At 42.9% G+C, this 20788-nt stretch carries 17 protein-coding genes; 11 read left to right on the top strand and 6 right to left on the bottom strand.

Annotated features, from left to right (window positions below; all coding sequences use genetic code 11):
* On the top strand, nucleotides 1–317 hold a 317-nt coding region (locus EI161_RS08230; RefSeq protein ID WP_192529267.1), incomplete at its 5' end, for an IS30 family transposase.
* A 160-nt stretch (nucleotides 318–477) separates the two neighbouring features.
* Here EI161_RS08230 and cysS read toward each other — a convergent pair.
* The gene (gene cysS, locus EI161_RS08225; protein ID WP_192529402.1) at nucleotides 478–1938 is read right to left on the bottom strand and encodes a cysteine--tRNA ligase; all 1461 of its coding nucleotides are present in this window, start codon (nucleotides 1936–1938) and stop codon (nucleotides 478–480) included.
* 158 nt (nucleotides 1939–2096) lie between these two features.
* Here cysS and EI161_RS08220 point away from each other — a divergent pair, with 158 nt between their 5' ends.
* Nucleotides 2097–2708 (top strand): cob(I)yrinic acid a,c-diamide adenosyltransferase, encoded by a 612-nt coding sequence (locus tag EI161_RS08220; protein WP_192529401.1) that lies wholly within the window; start codon nucleotides 2097–2099, stop codon nucleotides 2706–2708.
* Between the two features lie 160 nt (nucleotides 2709–2868).
* Here EI161_RS08220 and EI161_RS08215 read toward each other — a convergent pair whose 3' ends face one another.
* On the bottom strand, nucleotides 2869–3810 hold the full coding sequence (locus tag EI161_RS08215; protein WP_192529400.1) for a hypothetical protein: 942 nt from the start codon (nucleotides 3808–3810) through the stop codon (nucleotides 2869–2871).
* Nucleotides 3811–4149: 339 nt separating this feature from the next.
* Here EI161_RS08215 and EI161_RS08210 point away from each other — a divergent pair, with 339 nt between their 5' ends.
* From EI161_RS08210 to EI161_RS08170, 9 genes are all read left to right on the top strand, one after another.
* Nucleotides 4150–4878 (top strand): glycerophosphodiester phosphodiesterase, encoded by a 729-nt coding sequence (locus EI161_RS08210; RefSeq protein WP_192523009.1) that lies wholly within the window; start codon nucleotides 4150–4152, stop codon nucleotides 4876–4878.
* A 449-nt stretch (nucleotides 4879–5327) separates the two neighbouring features.
* Nucleotides 5328–6506, top strand: a complete 1179-nt coding sequence (locus EI161_RS08205; protein ID WP_192523030.1) for an acyl-CoA desaturase — start codon at nucleotides 5328–5330, stop codon at nucleotides 6504–6506.
* Nucleotides 6507–6815: 309 nt separating this feature from the next.
* Nucleotides 6816–8282 carry a protein adenylyltransferase SelO gene (locus EI161_RS08200; protein ID WP_192529399.1) on the top strand — a complete coding sequence of 489 codons (1467 nt, stop codon included), beginning with the start codon at nucleotides 6816–6818 and terminating at the stop codon, nucleotides 8280–8282.
* Nucleotides 8283–8610: 328 nt separating this feature from the next.
* Nucleotides 8611–10932 carry an NADP-dependent malic enzyme gene (locus EI161_RS08195; protein ID WP_192523011.1) on the top strand — a complete coding sequence of 774 codons (2322 nt, stop codon included), beginning with the start codon at nucleotides 8611–8613 and terminating at the stop codon, nucleotides 10930–10932.
* A 160-nt stretch (nucleotides 10933–11092) separates the two neighbouring features.
* The gene (locus EI161_RS08190; protein ID WP_192529398.1) at nucleotides 11093–12295 is read left to right on the top strand and encodes a tRNA nucleotidyltransferase; all 1203 of its coding nucleotides are present in this window, start codon (nucleotides 11093–11095) and stop codon (nucleotides 12293–12295) included.
* A 34-nt stretch (nucleotides 12296–12329) separates the two neighbouring features.
* Nucleotides 12330–13133 carry a pteridine reductase gene (locus EI161_RS08185; RefSeq protein WP_192529397.1) on the top strand — a complete coding sequence of 268 codons (804 nt, stop codon included), beginning with the start codon at nucleotides 12330–12332 and terminating at the stop codon, nucleotides 13131–13133.
* A 703-nt stretch (nucleotides 13134–13836) separates the two neighbouring features.
* Nucleotides 13837–15702, top strand: a complete 1866-nt coding sequence (locus tag EI161_RS08180) for a reverse transcriptase domain-containing protein (protein ID WP_192529396.1) — start codon at nucleotides 13837–13839, stop codon at nucleotides 15700–15702.
* 328 nt (nucleotides 15703–16030) lie between these two features.
* Nucleotides 16031–17287: a tyrosine-type recombinase/integrase gene (locus EI161_RS08175; protein WP_192529395.1), complete on the top strand. Its 1257-nt coding sequence runs from the start codon at nucleotides 16031–16033 to the stop codon at nucleotides 17285–17287.
* Nucleotides 17288–17382: 95 nt separating this feature from the next.
* Entirely contained in the window at nucleotides 17383–18597 is a 1215-nt protein-coding gene (locus EI161_RS08170; protein ID WP_192529394.1) for an IS256 family transposase, read from the top strand.
* A gap of 251 nt (nucleotides 18598–18848) precedes the next feature.
* Here the strand turns inward: EI161_RS08170 and EI161_RS08165 are convergent, their stop codons facing one another.
* From EI161_RS08165 to EI161_RS08150, 4 genes are all read right to left on the bottom strand, one after another.
* Nucleotides 18849–19115 carry a hypothetical protein gene (locus tag EI161_RS08165; RefSeq protein WP_192529393.1) on the bottom strand — a complete coding sequence of 89 codons (267 nt, stop codon included), beginning with the start codon at nucleotides 19113–19115 and terminating at the stop codon, nucleotides 18849–18851.
* Nucleotides 19116–19255: 140 nt separating this feature from the next.
* Complete coding sequence (locus EI161_RS15100; protein ID WP_025645659.1) at nucleotides 19256–19642, bottom strand: IS5 family transposase; 387 nt, start codon at nucleotides 19640–19642, stop codon at nucleotides 19256–19258.
* Entirely contained in the window at nucleotides 19639–19881 is a 243-nt protein-coding gene (locus tag EI161_RS15095; protein ID WP_192529392.1) for a transposase, read from the bottom strand. The genes EI161_RS15100 and EI161_RS15095 overlap by 4 nt, the downstream gene beginning before the upstream one ends.
* Nucleotides 19882–20788 (bottom strand): IS3 family transposase (locus tag EI161_RS08150; protein ID WP_192529391.1); only part of this gene is annotated, 907 nt, incomplete at its 5' end.

The raw sequence follows: 20788 nt of genomic DNA, 5'->3' as shown, positions 1-20788 counted from the left end.
CAATGATAGGTATCCTAAAGCCAGTGAGGTTGCAGGTTAAGACCATTACCTCTGATAATGGTAAAGAGTTTGCTCAGCATAAGAAGGTGAAACAAAAGCTCTTTAGCGCTTTCTTCTTTGCCGATGCTTATGCGTCATGGCAGCGAGGAACCAACGAGAATACCAACGGATTAATCAGAGAGTTCTTGCCTAAGGGTTGTGACTTTAGACAAGTCTCTGATAATGAGATACAGGACATTGAGAATAAACTAAACAACAGACCAAGAAAACGCTTAGGGTTTAAAACGCCCAATCAGGTGTTCTATAATATAATTTAGCGTTGCACTTGGTGTGTTAATCTAAGATTTAAAATAATAATAGGGTCTGTTGATGACAGGCTTTAATAGTAGTCTACAAAAAAAGCCAGCCTAAAGCTGACTTACTTTATTAGTATATGTATGTTCGGTAAAATATATATACCTTCAGCAAGCTTTTACCTTATGCGCGGCGCCATGTCGTACCTGCGCGGCTGTCTTCGAGCTCAATACCCGCCTCTTTTAGTTGCTCGCGTATTTCATCTGCACGGGCAAAATCCTTGTTGATCTTAGCATCAGCACGCTCAATGATTAAATCATCGATAGCAGCATCGCTTAGGCCGTCTTCTGCCTTATCGCCAATCACTGCTTGCAAAAACTGCTGTACTGGCTGCTGTAAAATATTCAGCACTTGCGCCAACGCTTTAAGCTGCTGCGCCCATTGCCAGGCATCATCTACGTCTTCGGCTTTAATCGCTTTATTAATATCGCGTGCCAGCCCAAATAGCACACTAATCGCTGTGGAGCTATTGAGGTCATCATTCATGGCTTTGATAAAGCCTTGCCCAGCTGTGCTGCTATAAGCGTCATTTATCAATGCATCATTAATTATTAGCGTCTGCCCTTTTTGTTGTTCAGCCAATTTTAATGCATTGTACAATCTGCTTAGGCTATTGTGTGCTTCATCCAATGCGCTATCAGAGAAATTCACTTGGCTGCGATAATGGCTTGATAGTAAGAAAAAGCGCACCGTTTCAGGTAGGTATTGCGCGGTCACATCACGAATGGTAAAGAAGTTGCCCAGTGATTTGGACATTTTTTCGCCATCAACGTTGATAAAACCCACATGCATCCAATTGCGCGCATACTCACAGCCAGTCGCCGCTTCAGATTGGGCTATTTCGTTTTCGTGATGCGGAAACTGTAAATCGTGACCTCCGCCATGAATATCAAAAGTATTGCCAAGGCATTTGGTCGACATTGCTGAGCACTCAATATGCCAGCCCGGACGCCCTTGTCCCCATGGTGACGCCCATTGTGGCTCATTGGGTTTTGCTGCCTTCCATAAGACAAAATCAAACGGATTGCGCTTGTCGTGTTCGACATTGACACGCGAGCCTGCTTGCATATCATCTAGATTACGCTTAGATAATTTGCCATACTCTGCAAAGCTATCGACGGCATAATAAACATCACCGTTATCACCTGCATAAGCATAATCATTAGTGACCAGCGTCTCAATCATTTGCTGCATTGCATCGATATGGTCAGTCGCACGTGGCTCGGCATCGGGCATTAGACAGCCAAGCGCCGTTGCATCTTCGTGCATCGCTTCGATAAATCGCTGCGTCAATGCGCCAATTTCCTCATCATTCTCATTAGCACGAGTAATGATCTTGTCATCGATATCCGTGATGTTACGCACATAATTAACGTCATAACCCAATTGTGCTAGCCAACGCACCGCCATATCAAAGCCAACCATCACCCGCGCATGACCAATATGACAATAATCATAAACCGTCATGCCGCACACATACATACCTACCTGCCCTGATTTTAGTGGTACGAACTGACGTTTACTGCCAGTTAGTGAGTCATAAATGGCAAGCTGAGACATCGCATCGGCAAGTGGTGTGGTCATAGTTAAAAGGCCTTTAAAGTAAAAGTATAAGAAAAAATAAGTTTAGGGCGCACCAATATAAAACTCAACCCATTATCTTAGCGAAAACAGCCATAAAATACTACAATGAGCGCGCAACTAACGCTATTCAATTATAAAAAACCTTTAAGGATTTAGATATGGGCAATCGCTTAAGCAAAATATATACACGCACTGGTGATGACGGCAGTACTGGAATGGCAGACGGCAGCCGTGTCAGTAAAGCCGACAGTTTATTTAGCGTGATGGGTGACATAGACGAGCTCAACTCACATATCGGTCTGGTACGTGCTCAATTACAGCAAAATAATGCGCCTTCAAGTTCAGAGTTGTCTATAGAGGAGTCGTTTTCTCAAGCATTGGTCATCATTCAGCATTTGTTATTCAATATCGGCGGTGAGCTGGCTATGCCAGAATATGAAGGCGTCAACGCCACTCACATTGCATGGTTGGAGCAGCAGATCGATATTATGAACACCACTTTGCCACCGCTAAAAGATTTTATCTTGCCAACGGGATCGGTATTGGTCAGTCAACTGCACATTGCCCGTACGGTCTGCCGCCGTGCTGAGCGCCAAGCAGTATTATTACAACAAGAACGTCCAGACGCGATTCGTAGCACAGCCGTCAGCCTTATCAATCGCTTGTCTGATTGGCTATTTGTCGCGGCACGTTTTTGCACCGATCCCAACAAGGTCTCTGAGGTACTTTGGGACCCCCAAGTATTACAAAAACTGGCTGAAGATAAATAACGCTCTATAACAATATTATTTGGTCAAGACGCTAAAAAAATAAAGAAAAGCCCGCAACCTTAACACTGCGGGCTTTTTGCTGATTTAATAATACTATTCAGCAACTATATTATTGTTCGACAACTACATTATTGCTCAACAACGGCATAAGACTTACTGATTAGTAAGTAGCGCTTTCATCTTCAATAATGACCATATCGATGTTGTCATCTTCAGGTGTCGATTTTTTGGCAGATTTTTTCGCCTCATCAGCAGGTGCATCGGCTGAGCGACTGTCCGTATCGTTGTTTTGGTTACTGCTTGGATTATTAACAGTCGGCGGCGTGGCAGGACGAATCGGCTCAACTGGCGTTACTTCTCTAGGCTGGCGAACTGGCGCTGACTGACTGTCATCGTTCTGTGCCGCTGCTCGGCGTTCAGCTTGCTCGGCGGCACGTTGGGCACGCTGTTTTTCTATCTCAGACTGAAGCACTGAGCTTGCGACTACTTCCGACACCACAGTCATTAGAGCGGGCTGTCCAGCGATACGCGTACGTACTTGACCGCCTTGCGTCCCAACGACATAAGTGAAAGCATCGTCGACAAGCATATTATTATTAATACGAATATTGTCTTTGGCTAAACGAGACTGTAGGCTTGGCTGATTATTGGCAGCTTGGACTTGGCTCGCTTGATATAAGTCTTCGCTTGGCAAGGTCATACTCACGCTTGCTTGACAAGTCGTCATACCATTATCATTAGCGGCTTGTAAAACGGCGGCATTTTGTACATCGATCACGATACCATTGGCTTTTTCGGTAACCGCACCATTATCCAGATTAACTTCTGCTTCATTAGCATAGCTTGCCGCCAATGTTTGCGCTTGCTGATTGAGCGTGTTTTTTAAGGCAGATTTGAGTCGATCCTGAACCATTGGATCATCACAGCTAACCGCAGTAGCAGCAGCGTTTTCACTTGTGGCTGTTTCTTGTTCAGTGGTCTCTGCAGTTTCCGTGGTATTTTCTTCTTCTGAGCGGTCACAGCCAGCAAGTGCCAAACCGCATACCATCCCAATACCAGCAACCTTATACCACTTGCTCAAATTCTTATTTGCTACGCTCATATTTATTTTGCTCCAATTTACTGATTCGTGCCGCCACCGACGGACAGTATTTGATATTCAAACCCTCACACTCAAATAATAACCGTGATTGTGATAGGTTTAAAAACAACATTATTATACGGTATTTGTATTCAATGGTCATCAGTGTAGCCTATTGATATACAAATAACGTCTCACATTATGCCCAAAATCTAGGTTTGGTTGCAAAAACGCAACAAATACATATTTAGACAATGACGTCGGTTTGCCACTACTGCCCTGTATTTCATAAATATTCCATTAGACCCTGTTTATCAGAAACGATATGATGGCGCTAAAAATACTGGTTAGATAGTGGTTATGATAAACCTTAAAAATACGCTTTTATTAGGTCATCGCGGTGCTCGCGGTGAGGCATTAGAAAACACCTTATCGGGCTTCGAGCATACTCAAAGCTTGCAAACGGCTGGTTTAGCGGGTGTTGAATTTGATGTGCAGCTAAGCGCTGATGGACATTTGGTCATATTTCATGATGATAACCTAGAACGCATGTGCGCCCAGCAATCACACATTGAGCAGCTAAACCTCGCTGAGATTCAACGCCACGTACAATTTGGACATCAGATTGTCACTTTAGCCAGTATAGCGCCTGTGCTGCGTGGCTTTACTTATATTGAGCTTGAGCTTAAAACGCATAACCGTACTGATTATGGCAAATTAATCAAGGCTTTGCAGCGCGACCTAATTGACAGTCCACTTACCAGCTTACCTATTGTGTTGACTAGCTTTGATATCGAGCTCCATACCAGACTACAATGCAGTAAATTATTGGCGCATATTCCGCGTGGTTTACTTATTCGTACACCTGAAGCATTGGCAACAGCGCCTAATACTGCTCTGCAACTTGGCTGTGGGCAATTGGGTATTCACTACCCACTTCTGAACAAAAAAATCATTCAGCACTGCCATCGTTACAATTTGCCTGTCAGTGCGTGGACCGTCAATGATATCGACACCATTGAACAACTTATAGCTTGGCAAGTAGATGTCATTATCACAGATTACCCCACTCGTTTACTTATCTATTAAATCTGTTAGCTTCATTTTTATACCCCTTTGATTGCCTACATATTTGTCGTTCAACTTACACTTTTACTGCATGTCTGATAAGTCACGGGGAATTTTTGTCAACACCTCCTATAATCGATACAAGTTATTGTTATTTAGCAATATTTTTATAGTGTATAAGTGTTCACTTTATGGAGTTTTTAGGGTATTATAGGAAGTTAAATTAATACCGCTAGGGATATTATATGATTGCAAAAAAAGCACTTGGCTTACCGCTTAAAGGCTTACGTTTCGCTATCAAATCTGGTGACACGATTGCAAAATCTGCCAGCACTCAAATGACGCGTTTCAAAGCTCGTTTTGATGAGAACAAAGCGAATAACTCACTCAATGAGACGCCAGTTGCCAAACGCAACTATGCGGACACTTCTGAAAAAACCGATGTGTCTAGCAATGCAGACAGCATCGATATGCGTGAGTTTGAGTTTACTAAAGCGCCGATTAACTGGATCCCAGCGACTATTCTGGTAGCCACCCCTATCGCTGCTGCGATTATTACGCCATGGTATCTATTTACCCACCAAGTCAGCGCACCCGTTTGGGGCGTGTTTGGTGCTTTTATGGTATGGACAGGCATCAGTATCACTGCCGGTTATCACCGTTTATTGTCGCATCGTGCATATAAAGCACATCCGGTGGTTAAAAACTTTTTATTGCTTGGTTCTACCTTAGCGGTACAAGGTTCAGCATTTGACTGGGTTTCTGGTCATCGTAGCCATCATCGTCATGTTGATGATCGCTTAGACGATCCGTATTCAGCGAAGCGTGGCTTTTTCTTTAGTCACATGGGCTGGATGCTACGCAACTACCCTAGCGGTAAGTTCGATTACAAAAACATCCCGGACTTGACCAGAGATAAAACCTTGCAGATCCAGCATAAGTATTATGGTTTATGGGTACTGGCAATGAACGTCGGCTTCGTCGCTGCCGTTGGTTGGTTATTGGGCGATGTTTGGGGTACGTTGGTACTTGCTGGTTTACTACGCTTAGTACTGACCCATCACTTTACCTTCTTTATTAACTCGCTATGTCATATGTTTGGGTCACGTCCTTATACCGACACTAATAGTGCCCGTGATAACTTTATCCTAGCTATCTTTACTTGGGGTGAGGGTTATCATAACTACCATCATTTCTTCCAATACGATTATCGTAATGGCGTAAAATGGTGGCAATATGACCCAACCAAATGGTTGATTGCAGGTCTATCGAAGCTTGGTTTAACCAGTGAGCTACGTACTGTTGATGACACAACGATCAAACATGCCGAAGTGCAAATGCAGTTTAAAGCAGCACAACAGCAGATTGATACGGCATCAAGCAATGGTCTTGATCTTCCTCATGCTATGAAAAGCTTCCAAGAACGCATCAAGTTTGAATACGATGCCTTTACCCAAACGGTTGAAGAATGGCAAGCCCTTAAAGCAAAAACCATTGAGCTGAAAAAGACCGAGTTTGCTGATCGTCTACATGAAGTTGAAAATGAGTTAAAACACGACTATGCCAAGATTGAGCAAAAAATACTGACCCATAATAGCAACTTAAAAACAGCGTTTCGCTCTATCGGACAAAACACCAAAGCGGCTTAAGCTTTAATAGAAAACTAGTCATTTAGCTTCCTTACTTTACGTTTTTCCTTCCCTCTATCTGTAAAAGATAGGGGGATTTTTTATGACGTATTTATAAACGCTTGCCATAAAAGACAATGGTCTTTAGCAGAAATAGAATGACAAGTATCAATGACAGGAGATAGACATAGCGAAACGTTACCAACTTCAGGCTATGTTATAGTGAGCTTATTACTCTCATTACTCGGTTTTATACTAATTTTTCATACACCCGCTTTTATACCTAAGCTTCTAAACCTAAGCTTCTAAACCTAAATTGGAAAGTCTCATATGCGCTATCAAAATACCTACGTCAAGTTAGATACCCGTCTTTATCATGAGCAACCACCGACGCCTTTAGACAACCCACGTGTTGGTCATTTTAATAAGCAAGTTGCAGAGCAATTAGGCTGGACGGAAGATGAAGACTTAATGGCACACTGGGTTGAGATATTGGGCGGACAATACGTGCCTGCTCAGTTTCAGCCATTATCAATGGCTTACGCCGGTCATCAGTTTGGACAATGGGCTGGACAGTTGGGTGATGGGCGCGGCCTATTAATGGCGCAAGTGCTAGATAATAACGACCAATTACAAGACTTACACCTTAAAGGTATCGGCCTAACACCCTACTCACGGATGGGCGATGGACGTGCTGTTTTACGCAGTACCATTCGTGAGTACTTATGTGGTCATGCCCTAACCCAACTTAGCATTCCTTCGTCTAACGCTTTGGGGTTTGTGGTATCTGAAACTAAAGTTCGCCGTGAACGTATGGAGACTGGAGCAGCATTGATGCGTGTGGCTGACAGCCATATTCGCTTCGGTCATATCGAGTGGATTGCTAGCTTTGCTCCCGATTTGCTCGCTGAGTTTACCGATTATATGATTGACACCTATTATCCTGAATGCCGTGACAGCGAATCGCCAGTCTCAGCATTTCTACAAGCGGTGGTTGAGCGTACAGCGCGGATGATCGCTGACTGGCAATTGATTGGATTTGCCCACGGGGTAATGAATACCGATAACCTATCTATCACGGGTAGCACCTTAGACTTTGGCCCGTTTGGCTTTATGGAGCGCTTTAATCCCGCTTGGATTAACAATCACTCTGACCATACCGGACGCTATGCCTATCAAAACCAACCTGCCATCGGTCATTGGAATTTGAATGTTTGGCTGCCGCACTTTATGCGTTTAGAAGGCGTTACTCGTGAAACGCTGGCGGATTGTTTGGCACCTTATGAGCCAACCTTTATGCAGCATTATCAGCAAGGGCTATGCCGCAAGCTTGGACTACCGCACGCAAAAGAAAGTCTAACCGTGGCCTTTGAATGGTTAACTTTATTAGAGGACAACTTACTCGACTATACCAACAGCTTCCGTGCGCTACTCGGCTTGGTCGCGCCAACTGAATACCCTTACGAGCAGCAACTACTAAAAACTATGATGACTGAACTTAACCATCAGGCGCAACAAGTCTGGCAAGATTGGTCGACACGCTATTTGGCGCAAATACAGCAGCTGTCTATTGAGCAATCCATTAATGAAATGCAAACGAACAACCCTGTTTATGTCCTACGCAATAGCATGGCACAGCGGGTGATTACAGCGGCTGAACAAGGACAGTTTGAAGAATTAAATCGAGTTTTCAACCTACTTGCAACACCTTATAGAGTACAAGATATTGCCAGCGAACTCGATACAACGCCACCTGCACCTCATGCACCGCAAATGCCGATTAGCTGTTCTTCTTAATAAGCCTACTACTCTGTAATATTTTGAAACATTGTGAAATTAAGGTTGATATTCAATGCTGTTTTTTGGCATTATCAACTGGCTAAATAATGAATATCAATTCATTATATTGTCTGCCTGTTTCAAGGCGCTTAGCTAGGCAACCTTTTGCCAATAATGCTAGAATAACTGTTTTTAAGATATTGCAGTTTTTACGCTGATACCTAGTCGTTAAACACGACCTTTTTAGTATAAAAGCACCCTCATTATAGTATATTTCTTGAGGGTTAGACGTCGGCTTTTATCAAGATTCACTCTATTTCAATTTATCCCAACCATGGCCATTATTATGAAAGACGATATCACTTTGAATACGGATACCCCTAGTACAGAAAAAGAGCAGTTTGAGCAAGCTGCCCTGCACTACCATGAGTTCCCACGCCCTGGTAAAATCTCAGTCACCCCTATCAAGCAGATGGCTAACCAACGTGATTTAGCTTTAGCCTACTCTCCAGGTGTCGCGGTGCCTTGTCTTGAGATTGAAAAAGACCCAAAGCTGGCGGCTAAATATACGGCACGTAGCAACTTGGTTGGTGTTATCACTAACGGTACGGCGGTACTTGGTTTAGGGAATATCGGGCCATTAGCATCAAAGCCTGTCATGGAAGGTAAAGGCGTTCTATTCAAAAAATTCGCTGGTATTGACGTATTCGATTTAGAAATAGCGCAAAATGATCCTGATAAATTTATCGAAGCGGTTGCCGCACTTGAGCCTACCTTTGGCGGTATCAACTTAGAAGACATCAAAGCGCCAGAATGTTTCAAAATCGAGCGCGAATTGCGTGAGCGTATGAACATTCCGGTTTTTCATGATGATCAACACGGGACGTCAATTATCGTTGCCGCGGCGATGCTCAACGCACTATTGATTACTGATAAAAAAATAGAGGATATTAAGATTGTCTGCTCAGGTGCTGGTGCTGCCGCTATCTCCTGCTTAAACATTATCTGTGCGCTAGGCGTTAATAAAGACAATGTTTTTGTTTCTGATTCGCGCGGTATTATCAGTACCAGCCGTGAAAACCTTGATGAAACCAAACAGCGTTATGCTCGTGATACCACGGCTACGACCATCGAAGAAGTGATGGATGATGTCGATATGTTCTTAGGCTTATCGATGCCTGGTATATTGACTGAAGATATGGTTCGCCGCATGGCAAAAGACCCTATTATCTTCGCACTGGCCAACCCAACGCCTGAAATCATGCCAGAATTGGCACATGCGGTACGCCCAGACGTCATTATGGCTACGGGTCGCTCAGACTATCCAAACCAAGTAAACAACGCGTTATGCTTCCCGTATATCTTCCGCGGTGCATTGGATGTAGGTGCAACGACCGTCAACGAAGAAATGAAAATCGCTTGTGTAAAAGCAATCGCTGCGATGGCACACGTTGAAGCAACGCCGACTAAAAACGTCAAAAGCGTTGAGAAAATGCAAAGCTTCGGTCGTGATTATCTAATTCCAGGTCCTTTAGAGCCAAACCTAATCATCGAAATCGCCTCTGCCGTTGCTAAAGCAGCGATGGATTCAGGTGTTGCGACGTTGCCTATCGCTGATATGAAAGCCTATCGTCAGAGCCTATCTGAGTTTGTTTATAACTCAGCGTTTGTGATGAAGCCGATTTTTGCTCGTGCAAAAGCAGATCCAAAGCGTATCGTCTACTGTGAAGGCGAAGACAGCAATGTATTGCTCGCGATACAAGTGGTCGTCGATGAACAGCTGGCACAACCCGTCTTAATCGGTCGCCCTGCAGTCATCGCCAATAATATCGAAAAGCTCGCACTACGTCTAAAAGACGGTGAAAACATCACTATCGTCAATATTGATGATGACCCACGCTATAAAGACTACTGGAAAGGCTACTACGAGAAAAACAAACGTAACGGTGTTAGTATCGAACTTGCCCGTCGTGATGTACGCCGTAAGACCTCTTTGATCGGTGCTTTGTTGGTCGAAAATGGTGATGCCGATGGTATGATTTGTGGTACCTTTAGCCACTATCAATTGCATCTTAAATACGTGCAAAATGTTATCGGTAAAAAACAAGGGGTTAACGACTTTTATGCGATGAATGCGGTGTTGATGCAAGATCGCAATATCTTTATTGCCGACACTTATATCCATGAAGATCCTAGCGCTGAACAATTGGCTGAAATGACCATATTGGCAGTTGAGCAGTTGCGCCGCTTCAGCATCACGCCACGAGTAGCACTGGTATCACATTCAAACTTTGGTACTTCTGATCGCGCCAGCGCTGTAAAAATGCGCAAGGTTCATCAGTTGCTATTAGACATGGATGTGGACTTCGATTTTGACGGTGAAATGCATGGTGATGCCGCACTGGATGCGAACATCCGTTCAGAAGACTTACCGTCGAGCACGCTAGAAGGCAATGCCAATCTACTTATACTGCCAACGCTTGATTCTGCTAATATTGCCTTTAACTTACTAAAAACAGCCACAGGTAGCGCTTCTATCGGGCCTATCCTATTGGGTGCCAATAAGCCGGTGCATATCCTAACGCCATCAGCAACAGCGCGCCGTGTGGTTAATATGACGGCTCTTGCGGTCACTGAAGCTCAAGACTTAGAAAATGAGCATCAATAATCATTGATACGCTTGTAAGCACGCCATTAGGACGGTCTTCTATCATTTATTTATAGAAACCGTCTGCTATACTAAAACCAGTCAATGCTTGATAAGCATTGACTGGTTTTTTTTGAACAGAACAATTTAGTCAATACTGAATAAATAAAAAGAGAGAATTATGCAAGTATATCTCGTCGGCGGCGCTGTTCGTGACCAGCTATTAGGACGTCCGATCAAAGACAAAGACTTTGTCGTCGTTGGGGCGACGGTTACAGAAATGCTTGAGGCAGGGTTTCAACAAGTGGGTGCCGACTTTCCGGTATTCTTGCATCCTACCAGTCACGAGGAATACGCACTGGCGCGCACTGAGCGCAAACAAGGCGTTGGTTATCAAGGCTTTAGTATCCATGCAAGCCCTGAGGTAACCTTAAAAGAGGACTTGCGCCGCCGCGACTTGACCGTTAACGCTATGGCAATTGAAATCACTGGCTTAACCGATGACACTCCTGTCAACGGTGAGGTTATTGATTACTATGGTGGACTGACTGACATAGAAAACAAAACCCTACGTCATGTCTCAGCTGCGTTTAGCGAAGATCCATTACGTGTCCTCAGAACTGCTCGATTTTATAGTCGCTATTATGATTTGGGTTTTGTCATTGCTGATGAAACCTTATTATTAATGCGCCAATTGGTTGCCTCTGGGGAACTCGCGCACTTAAGCGCGGAACGCATTTGGCAAGAGTCAAGCCGTGCAACCTTACAACTATCCCCTCATATATACTGGCAACAGCTGTTCGACATCGATGCTTTAGTAGAGTGTTTTTTGCCATTACATCAGGCGTGGAGCGATGGACGTATACGAGAGACGGTGCAGACTGCGCTATACTTCGCAGGTCAGATGCAATTAAACCTGTCACAACGCTGGGCGCTATTAATGGCTAGCCTAAACTCATCATTGTTTGATAGCAAAACCGATATTTCAACGGATGTTCCAAAGAGCAATCAATCAACGATTACAAAGGGTATCAACGATATAGGCAATACGGCCAAAGTACCAAAAGCACAAAGCCAGTTTGCGACTCTATTCGTACAACAAGCTAAAAAACTCAGCACCATAAATACGCTTAGTGCAGCTGAAAAAATCGACCTTATTCAAGCTTGTGGCGCTCATAAAGAGCCTAATAAGCTTTCACAACTGCTGGTGTGCAGCCACGTATTGCAATTAGCAATGCAGCATCGCCAAATGATGCTCGCGCTGAGCAGCTTTCGTGCTATCGGGATGAATGACATTGCGACAGACCTCAAAGGCCCAGCGATTGGTGAAGCATTAAGGCAACGTAGGATTGAGCATCTGCAAGCAGCACGCCACCTATCTTAAAAACATCTTAGTAATAGAACATATAGCGCTTATTATGAATCAAAAATATAATGCCTCTGAGTCACTCAATACGAAGGCTCCAGTGATGCTCGTGACGGGTAGTGCCAAACGGATTGGTGCGGCCATTGTTAAATCTGCTCATAACCAAGGCTATCGCGTCATCATTCATTGTCATCGCAGTGAGCAAGAAGCAAATACACTAGCAAATGAGCTTAATAAAATTCGTGTTGGTAGCGCAGTTATCATCGTTTCGGACTTGGCAGTCGTCAACGACAGCGCAGCGTTAGAACAATTTGTCCAAACTATTATGCAAGCATTTGGGCAATTAGATGTACTGGTACATAACGCCTCACGTTTTTACCCTACTCCGCTCAATAACATTAATCACGCTCAATGGGATGAGCTGTTTTTAACCAATGCCAAAGCGCCTTTATTATTAAGCCAAGCCCTACTCCCTTATCTTAAAAATCAGCGAGGTTGCATTATCAGCCTACTCGATATTCACGCGCACGATAAGCCGTTTAGCAATTACGCGGTTTATAGTATGGCAAAGGCGGCTCATCGGATGATGGTGCAATCCCTAGCATTGGAGATGGCACCAAATGTACGCGTCAACGGTGTCGCTCCTGGGGTCAATATCTTACCTGAAACCAACAGCGACCAAGCGCTTGATGATGTGCAGCAACGACGTATTATTGACTCAATTCCTATGCAGCGCATTGGCCAACCCGATGACATTGCTCATGCCGTGCTATATCTTGCGCAGGCCAATTATGTCACGGGTGAAATTATCACCGTTGATGGTGGTCGCAGTTTGACGCTGACTGGCGGTAGTTAGTAACGATTAATCAAAAAGCATGCCTTAATTGCTAACTTTTACTTGAAAATATATAAAAATCAGGTATCATTGTGCGTCTAAAGGGCCCATAGCTCAGTTGGTTAGAGCAGAGGACTCATAAGTGCGCCATTGCGGTGCTTAAAACGTTGTTAGGGAAACCTAACCATCATGTGACAATTGATGTAAAACACCAACTTAGTTGACGAGAAAAACCCGTCAGCGATACCAAAGGGCGAAAGCCTAGAGGGAACTTAGCAGGTTGGTAAAAGGCTAGTGAGGGTAAAGCAAAATGCCCGAAAGGTTAGTCAGTTAGTGAATACATGGTAAAAGCTAAACTGCTTGAACTCTAGTTTGAAGTGGGGAGTATCTTGCCCAATAGACACTTTTGCTTTAGGTCTATATTTAATCGACACAGAATTATGATTATGAGAGTTTTGTGAGTCACTCGATTAACGCTACCTGTAGTACAGGGGAAAAGAACGAACGGAGTACCTAAATATTCTATTGTCGCGTTTTAAGCGCAACTATGGGATTCCCTAAGTCGAGAAATTGATAAGCATGGTTGGAATAACATGCGCGGGAACGGAGTTACCATAGTACCTGCTTATAGCTGCTTAATAGAGCTATATATACGAACACTCTAACAAGTGTTGAAAGGAAAGGGTAACAGTCACACTAACTCTATAAAGGATTGTTTACTCGTATGAGTAGTTCAGACATTCAAAGATTAGAGAAAATTAGACAAATTAATACAGCTAATCCTAAATGGGTTAACCGTGATTTGTATAGACTGCTTTACAAAGAAGATTTGTACGTCTTAGCGTATGAAACTCTTAAAAGTAAGTCAGGAAACATGACCAAAGGCGCTGATGGTAAAACCATTGACGGATTTTCGGCTAGAACCATTAGTCGTTTAATCAATGCCATGAAAGACGAGTCTTTTCAATTTACCGCTGCCAGAAAGGTAGAAATACCCAAAAGCAACGGCAAGAAACGCGCTTTAGGCATTGCACCGCCAAATGACAAGATTGTCCAACAGATTATTAAATTAATCCTAGAAGCAATCTATGAACCAAACTTCTCAGAGAATAGCCACGGCTTTCGAGAGAATATGGGTTGTCATACAGCTCTTAAAAGCTTTAGAACCAATTGGAGTGGTGTTAATTGGATTGTTGAGGGTGATATCGAGGGCTTCTTCGATAATATCTCACATGACATCTTAATATCACTACTTAGGGTGAGAATAGCAGACGAACGCTTCATCAACCTAATACGAAAGGCTTTAAATGCAGGATACCTTGAATTTGGCATGTTCCATAATACTATAGTAGGTACGCCACAAGGCAGTGTTGTATCGCCTACATTGGCCAATATCTACTTAGACGGCTTTGATAAATTTGTAGAAGCCAAGATTAAGGAATATGAAAGAGGTAATGCTAAAATTACCCACCCAAAGCATAGAAGTCTGTCTAGTAAGATAAATTATCGACTAAAGAAAGCAAACCTTTGTTCAGACTTAGTTGAGAAAGAAAGAATACTAGATGAAGTGAAAACTCTTAAACGAGAATTTGCCTCAACCCCTACCGTATTACATGATGGCGAGTACATCAGAGTCAAATACATACGGTATGCAGATGACTGGATAATAGGTGTCAATGGCTCTAAAGAACTTGCAACAAAGCTCAGACAGGAATGTGCGGATTACTTTACAGATGTGCTAAAACTCAAATTAAACTTTGAAAAAACGCATATACGCCACGCTAAGACTGAAAAATCTCGTTTCTTAGGAACAGAATTGAAAGTCGGACATGATGGTGAAAGTAAGAAAGCTACATATACTAGCAAGAACGGTTTTAAATTCAAGAAACGTGTTACGGGTTGGCAGCCTATCATGACTGCTCCTGTAGGCGAATTGGTTAGTAAATTAGCCATTAAAGGATTTTGTGACCATGACGGCAACCCAAAGAGCAAAGCAAGTTGGTCAGTGCTTGACGATATACAGATAGTTGAATTGATTGGTAGTGTTTGGTTAGGATTGCACAACTACTATTCGTTCGCGGATAATAGATGTGACTTAGGGAGAGTTCAATATATCCTCTTACATAGTGCAGCTAAAACTCTTGCACACAAACACAGGTCAAGCGTTAAAAAGACCTTTAAAAGATATGGTCAAAACCTAACAGTTACGGTAAAAGATAAGGATAGCAAAGTAGTTAGAAAGATTGCTTTCCCTTACAAACCGTCACTGACTAGGCAGAAATTCGAGTTCATGACACATAGCGAAACTGTAAACGATGGTGGTAGACTACAAACGTTTATCAAATTGCGTACTAGAAGTAAACTATTCTCACCGTGTTGTATTTGTGGTGAGACAGAGAATATCGAAATGCACCATGTTAAGCATATCAGGAAAATAGGTGAAAAAGTCAAAGGCTTCACGCTCACAATGGCTAAAATAAACCGTAAACAAGTTCCTGTATGCCACGATTGCCATGTCAAAATACATAACGGTAAGTATGACGGCTTAAAGCTTAGTAAATTTGCGTTACCGAAACTAGCTAAAGCATAAAATTTGTCTAACTGGAGTGATGGAGAGCGTAGTGCAATGAAAGTTGCAAGCTGCGTTCGGAGGGAGGATTCTCTACTCTTAACGTGTTTATCACGAAAGATAGGTAGTTCGACCCTACTCCTTTGGTCGTAGGTTCAAGTCCTACTGGGCCCACCAAATTCAAACCCCGCAAGCGCAATGTTTACGGGGTTTTTTGTTGTCTGGAGTTTATTGCTGGCTAGTATCAAATACCATAACCCCTCTCTGAGTATACTTTGCGTATACTTTCTATTATTAACGTTATCGCTTATCATGATTAGTAACCAAACTCATGAAAGGCATACCAGTCATGGCTAAAATAAAATTCACAAAGAAATTTATCGACAGTCTTGAATACTCTGACAAGACAGTTATCTATCAAGATGAGGTCGTAAACGGCTTTGCTGTGCGTACTAATAAGACATCAAAGAGCTATCTAGTTAATAAGCGCATCGATGGCAAATTACAGCGTAAAGTTTTCAGTGACTGCTCTCATATAACGCTCCAAGATGCCCGTGACAGGTCAATGTCTATCATAAGCGACCTTATGCAAGGGATTGACCCATTCGACAAGCCAGCGCCAGAATTGACCGCCCCTACACTAAGAGAAGCCTATGCTTACTACTTAGCAAGTAAGCCAGATCTCAAGGGCTCGTCTATTAAGTCTTATAATCGTCAGATAAATAGGAACCTAGAATGCTGGCTAGATATTTCTATGAATGACATTATGCAAGGCGATATCACTGATAAGCATTTAGAGTTAAGCAAGCATAGCTTATCTCAATCGAATGGAACACTTAAAGCGCTTAGGGCGGTATGGAATTTTTCACGCCTCAGTTTTTTAGATAAAAATGAAATGCCAATCATTAAACCAAACCCCGTTGAGATGCTGACTGCTAAAAAGGCGTGGAATACGGTTAAGCCGCGCACTAGACATCTGAATGAGGATGTTATGGGTCATTACGTAAAAGTGCTGGTAGATTTTAAGAGTGAGGATTTTCACAATATGATGCCACATAGCAATAATGCCCGCGATATCATGCTGCTATTTTTATTTACAGGAATACGCGCCAACGAGGGCTATACTTTGCGCTGGGATAGTATCGATTTGAAGCACGGTACTATAACTATTTTAGATACAAAGAATAGCGATACTTTGAGTGTGCCGCTTGGCAAAGTGATGGTAGCTATGCTCAATAATCGTCATAAGTACAAACAAGATGAGCCGTGGTTATTTCCCTCAAGGGTAAAAAACTGTGATAGCAATCTGACTGGTATATCAAAGCAATACACGAATATTGGTAAGCTGGCAGGTATTCATATCACACCTCACGATCTAAGAAGGACATTTTCAACAGTAGCAGATGCTCTGAATTTTAATATGTCAGTCATTAAGAGACTGATTAATCACAGGGAATCAAGATCATCAGATGATGTGACGTTGCAATATATCCAAGTCAGTCAAAAAAGATTGCGGGCTGCTATGAATGATATTGAAGTATTTATATTCAATGAGGCTGGCATGACTCAAGATGAAGTTATTGAAAGGATTTACCATATCTATTAGGTCAAGCCAGACTTTATGTAATAAGAAATACCCTACTTCGGGAGTTTCCTAAAAACTGTGTAACTGCTTATAATCCACTAACAGGAGAATAAGCAATGACTACTCAATCTGACATTAAAAAACTGGCCGAGCAAATGGCTGGTAGCATGAAAAGCTTTGATGACATCAAAGACTTCCAAAAGCAGCTCATGCAATCTTTTATCGATACTGCCTTAGAGGCTGAGATGGAAGACCATCTCGGCTACCCCAAACATGAAAAGGCGGATAAGCCTAATAAGCGCAATGGGCACACTAAAAAGACAGTCCGCAGTGACACAGGCGATCTTGAGATATCCACCCCAAGAGACCGTCATGGTGACTTTGAACCTACACTCGTGCGCAAGCATCAAACCCGTATCTCAGGTCTTGATGATAAAATCATATTCCTTTACGCCAAGGGTCAAACCACCACTGAGATCGTAGAGAGCATTAAAGAGCTCTACGATGTCGACATCTCAAGCTCTCTTGTCTCAAGAGTCACCGATAACATATTAGAGGACATCACCGCTTGGCAGAACAGGCCGCTGAGCAGTGTTTATCCTATTGTCTATCTAGACTGCATTGTCGTCAAAGTACGTCAAGATAAGCAGATTATCAACAAAGCCATTTACTTAGCGCTAGGTGTTGCTCTTGATGGTAAAAAAGAGCTGCTTGGTATGTGGCTATCAGAGAATGAAGGCGCTAAGTTCTGGCTAGGCGTTCTCACTGAATTGCAGAACCGTGGGGTGCAAGACATCTTAATCGCCTGTGTCGATGGCTTAAAGGGCTTCCCCGATGCCATCAACACGGTTTACCCCAACGCTCAGGTTCAGCTGTGTATCGTGCATATGGTGCGCTATTCAATGAAGTTCGTACCGTGGACGGACAAAAAGGCCGTAGCGGCTGATTTAAAAGCCATCTACGGCGCTGATACGCTTGAGATAGCAGAGGCCAATCTTGAGCACTTTGATGAGGTGTGGGGCGAGAAATACCCGCACGTGGTCAAGTCTTGGCGCAATAACTGGGAGGGCTTAACGGTGTTCTTTGAGTACCCGAAAGACATCAGAAAAGCGATTTATACCACCAATGCGATTGAGTCGCTAAACAGTGTGATTCGTACAGCGGTAAATAAGCGTAAGGTGTTCCCGTCTGATCAGGCGGCATTCAAAGTGGTGTACTTAGCCACCCAGCAGGCATCCAAAAAGTGGTCGATGCCGATTCGTAACTGGACGTCTGCTTTGAATCGCTTTATGATTATGTTTGATGATCGTATAAGCAGGCATTTAATCTAAATGGCAGTTACACAGAATCTGGGATGGGCTCCCTACTTCTTATATAGCAATTCTTAATTACGAGTCTTTCCTGGAGACTATATGGCCATTAAGGTTGTAGCTAATCTAAAAGAGCCTTAATACGTTAATATATTAAGCAGTTTAGTATTAATAATCACTGAAAATATCTTAAATGACTTTACTCCTAGGCATAAACGACTACTGTAAAGCTTCTTTGCTATCATTAATATCTCTATATTCTTTTACATCGATTATCGCTTAGATCTTTTCGTAATACTTTCAAGTAATTCATCGTGCGCTTTGTCCATGGCTTCTTCAGACTCATAGCCTCCATCTATTACCATTTGGGCTTTGTCCTTCTTGTATTTCTCAGCTGCTCTTGCTCTACTTAGAGTTGAAGCTTTAAGCATCTCATCCGCTGAGTTTTCAAGCGCTTTACTAGCGTCTGCTGCGAACTTAGCAGTTCCATTAAGCAAAATACCTATCCCTTTAAAAAAATTCACTATTAATCTAAACATCGGTTAAATCCTATTGTTAATTAGAGCAACAACTCAATTGCTATAAATAAAATATGCAAGCTTCACATAAGGTATATCAAGCATATCCACCTTACTCAATTTCATAAAGTTTTAGCTTTTTATCTAGGGTGTGTTGACAATTACCGTAAATGGATAATCGTCGCTGCTAAATAGATATTAGCAGCAAACGACTCATCCGTTTTTTCAGCACGCATGGCAATTTTCTTGAAATCTTTCAGCTTACAGAAGAAGTTCTCGATTAAGTGACGCCACTTGTACATTTCTTTATCGAAATCTCGTTGCTTTAAACGAGAGCGTTTAGGGGGTATGACCGCTTTGCTACCACGCTCTTCTAAGTCTAGCAGTAGCCAATCCGTGTCAAAGGCTCTATCGGCAAGCAGTGCACCAAACTCTTTGTCTTTAATTAAAGGTTTAACGCCAGCCATGTCATGCTGTTGTCCTTTCAATAAAGTAAAATCAACAAGGTTGCCTAATGCATCAACCATTGCCATGATTTTAGTGGTCATACCGCCTCTTGATTTGCCAATTGCCTGATGACAAGCCCCCCTTTTGCGCCTTGTCCATGACGATGTACCTTAACAATAGTGCCATCAATCATGGCATACTCTAAATCTGAGTCATTCAGAGCATTAAATAGCTTGCTGAATCTATCGCTTTTTACCCATCGACGGTAGCGCTTATAAACACTGTTCCAGTTACCAAATTCAGGGGGTAAGTCTCGCCACGGACTACCTGTAGTGGTCAACTAATTTAGGACACCTGATAAGAGGTTTTTGTTAAAGTAGCGTTTCTCTTTTTCTAGCGGTGTTAAATAGTCATTAAAACGGTGTGGTCTCACTGACTGATAATAGCCCCAAATATAATCAATAATGGCAGTCCGAGCTTCAGCAATATTCTCATAACCGCCCTTTGGCATCCATTCTGTTTTAAAGCTCCTGAAGAACCTTTCAGTTGGCGCGTTGTCCCAACAGTTACCTTTTCGGCTCATGCTCTGCTTCATGCCATTACAACTTGCCACAGATTCAGCAAACTTCTTGCTAGTGTAATGGGTGCCTTGATCAGAGTGAAACAACACCCCACTTGGCTTTAAGCGCGACTGATACGCCATCTGCAGCGCTTTGGTTGTCAGCATACTGTCAGGCGAATCTGATACAGCAAAGCCAACAATACGACGAGCATATAAATCTAAAACGATAGCTAGGTAGCACCAGCCGCCTTTAATGCGAACATAAGTGACATCACCTGTCCAGACATGATTGGGCGATGTGGGGCTAAAGTTACGGTTCAGTATGTTGTCATGAGCTTTGTGTTCTTCATCACAGTGCTTGTATTTATGCGTCTTTAACTGACAGCTTTTAAGCCCCATGCTGCTCATAAGTTTACCTACCATATAACGGGTCAGCTTGATGCCGTGTTCATTCATTAGTATAGCGGCAATGCTGCGAGCGCCTGCTGAGCGCTTTGAGTCGTTAAATATTTGGCGGACTAATGCTTTAGTTTTGACGGCTTCAAGGCTGATGGGCTTGGGCTTTAGTCCATAGTAGTAACTGCTCCTCAATACCCCAAACAACTTGCATAAAAGGCTTTTACTGGCCCGTTTGTCTTGCTCTGCAAGCTTGCTTATCAGCGATAGCCGTTCAGGCTGTCCAAGG

It is taken from the genome of Psychrobacter sp. FME5, from assembly GCF_014861375.1.
Classification (GTDB): domain Bacteria; phylum Pseudomonadota; class Gammaproteobacteria; order Pseudomonadales; family Moraxellaceae; genus Psychrobacter.
Note: the sequence above shows the minus strand (reverse complement) of the source record. Positions and strands in the feature narration are given on the sequence as shown.

Coding starts and splice junctions, on each gene's coding strand:
- cysS (WP_192529402.1), bottom strand. CDS start 1,938: ATGACCACACCACTTGCCGATGCGATGTCTCAGCTTGCCATTTATGAC.
- EI161_RS08220 (WP_192529401.1), top strand. CDS start 2,097: ATGGGCAATCGCTTAAGCAAAATATATACACGCACTGGTGATGACGGC.
- EI161_RS08215 (WP_192529400.1), bottom strand. CDS start 3,810: ATGAGCGTAGCAAATAAGAATTTGAGCAAGTGGTATAAGGTTGCTGGT.
- EI161_RS08210 (WP_192523009.1), top strand. CDS start 4,150: ATGATAAACCTTAAAAATACGCTTTTATTAGGTCATCGCGGTGCTCGC.
- EI161_RS08205 (WP_192523030.1), top strand. CDS start 5,328: ATGCGTGAGTTTGAGTTTACTAAAGCGCCGATTAACTGGATCCCAGCG.
- EI161_RS08200 (WP_192529399.1), top strand. CDS start 6,816: ATGCGCTATCAAAATACCTACGTCAAGTTAGATACCCGTCTTTATCAT.
- EI161_RS08195 (WP_192523011.1), top strand. CDS start 8,611: ATGAAAGACGATATCACTTTGAATACGGATACCCCTAGTACAGAAAAA.
- EI161_RS08190 (WP_192529398.1), top strand. CDS start 11,093: ATGCAAGTATATCTCGTCGGCGGCGCTGTTCGTGACCAGCTATTAGGA.
- EI161_RS08185 (WP_192529397.1), top strand. CDS start 12,330: ATGAATCAAAAATATAATGCCTCTGAGTCACTCAATACGAAGGCTCCA.
- EI161_RS08180 (WP_192529396.1), top strand. CDS start 13,837: ATGAGTAGTTCAGACATTCAAAGATTAGAGAAAATTAGACAAATTAAT.
- EI161_RS08175 (WP_192529395.1), top strand. CDS start 16,031: ATGGCTAAAATAAAATTCACAAAGAAATTTATCGACAGTCTTGAATAC.
- EI161_RS08170 (WP_192529394.1), top strand. CDS start 17,383: ATGACTACTCAATCTGACATTAAAAAACTGGCCGAGCAAATGGCTGGT.
- EI161_RS08165 (WP_192529393.1), bottom strand. CDS start 19,115: ATGTTTAGATTAATAGTGAATTTTTTTAAAGGGATAGGTATTTTGCTT.
- EI161_RS15100 (WP_025645659.1), bottom strand. CDS start 19,642: ATGACCACTAAAATCATGGCAATGGTTGATGCATTAGGCAACCTTGTT.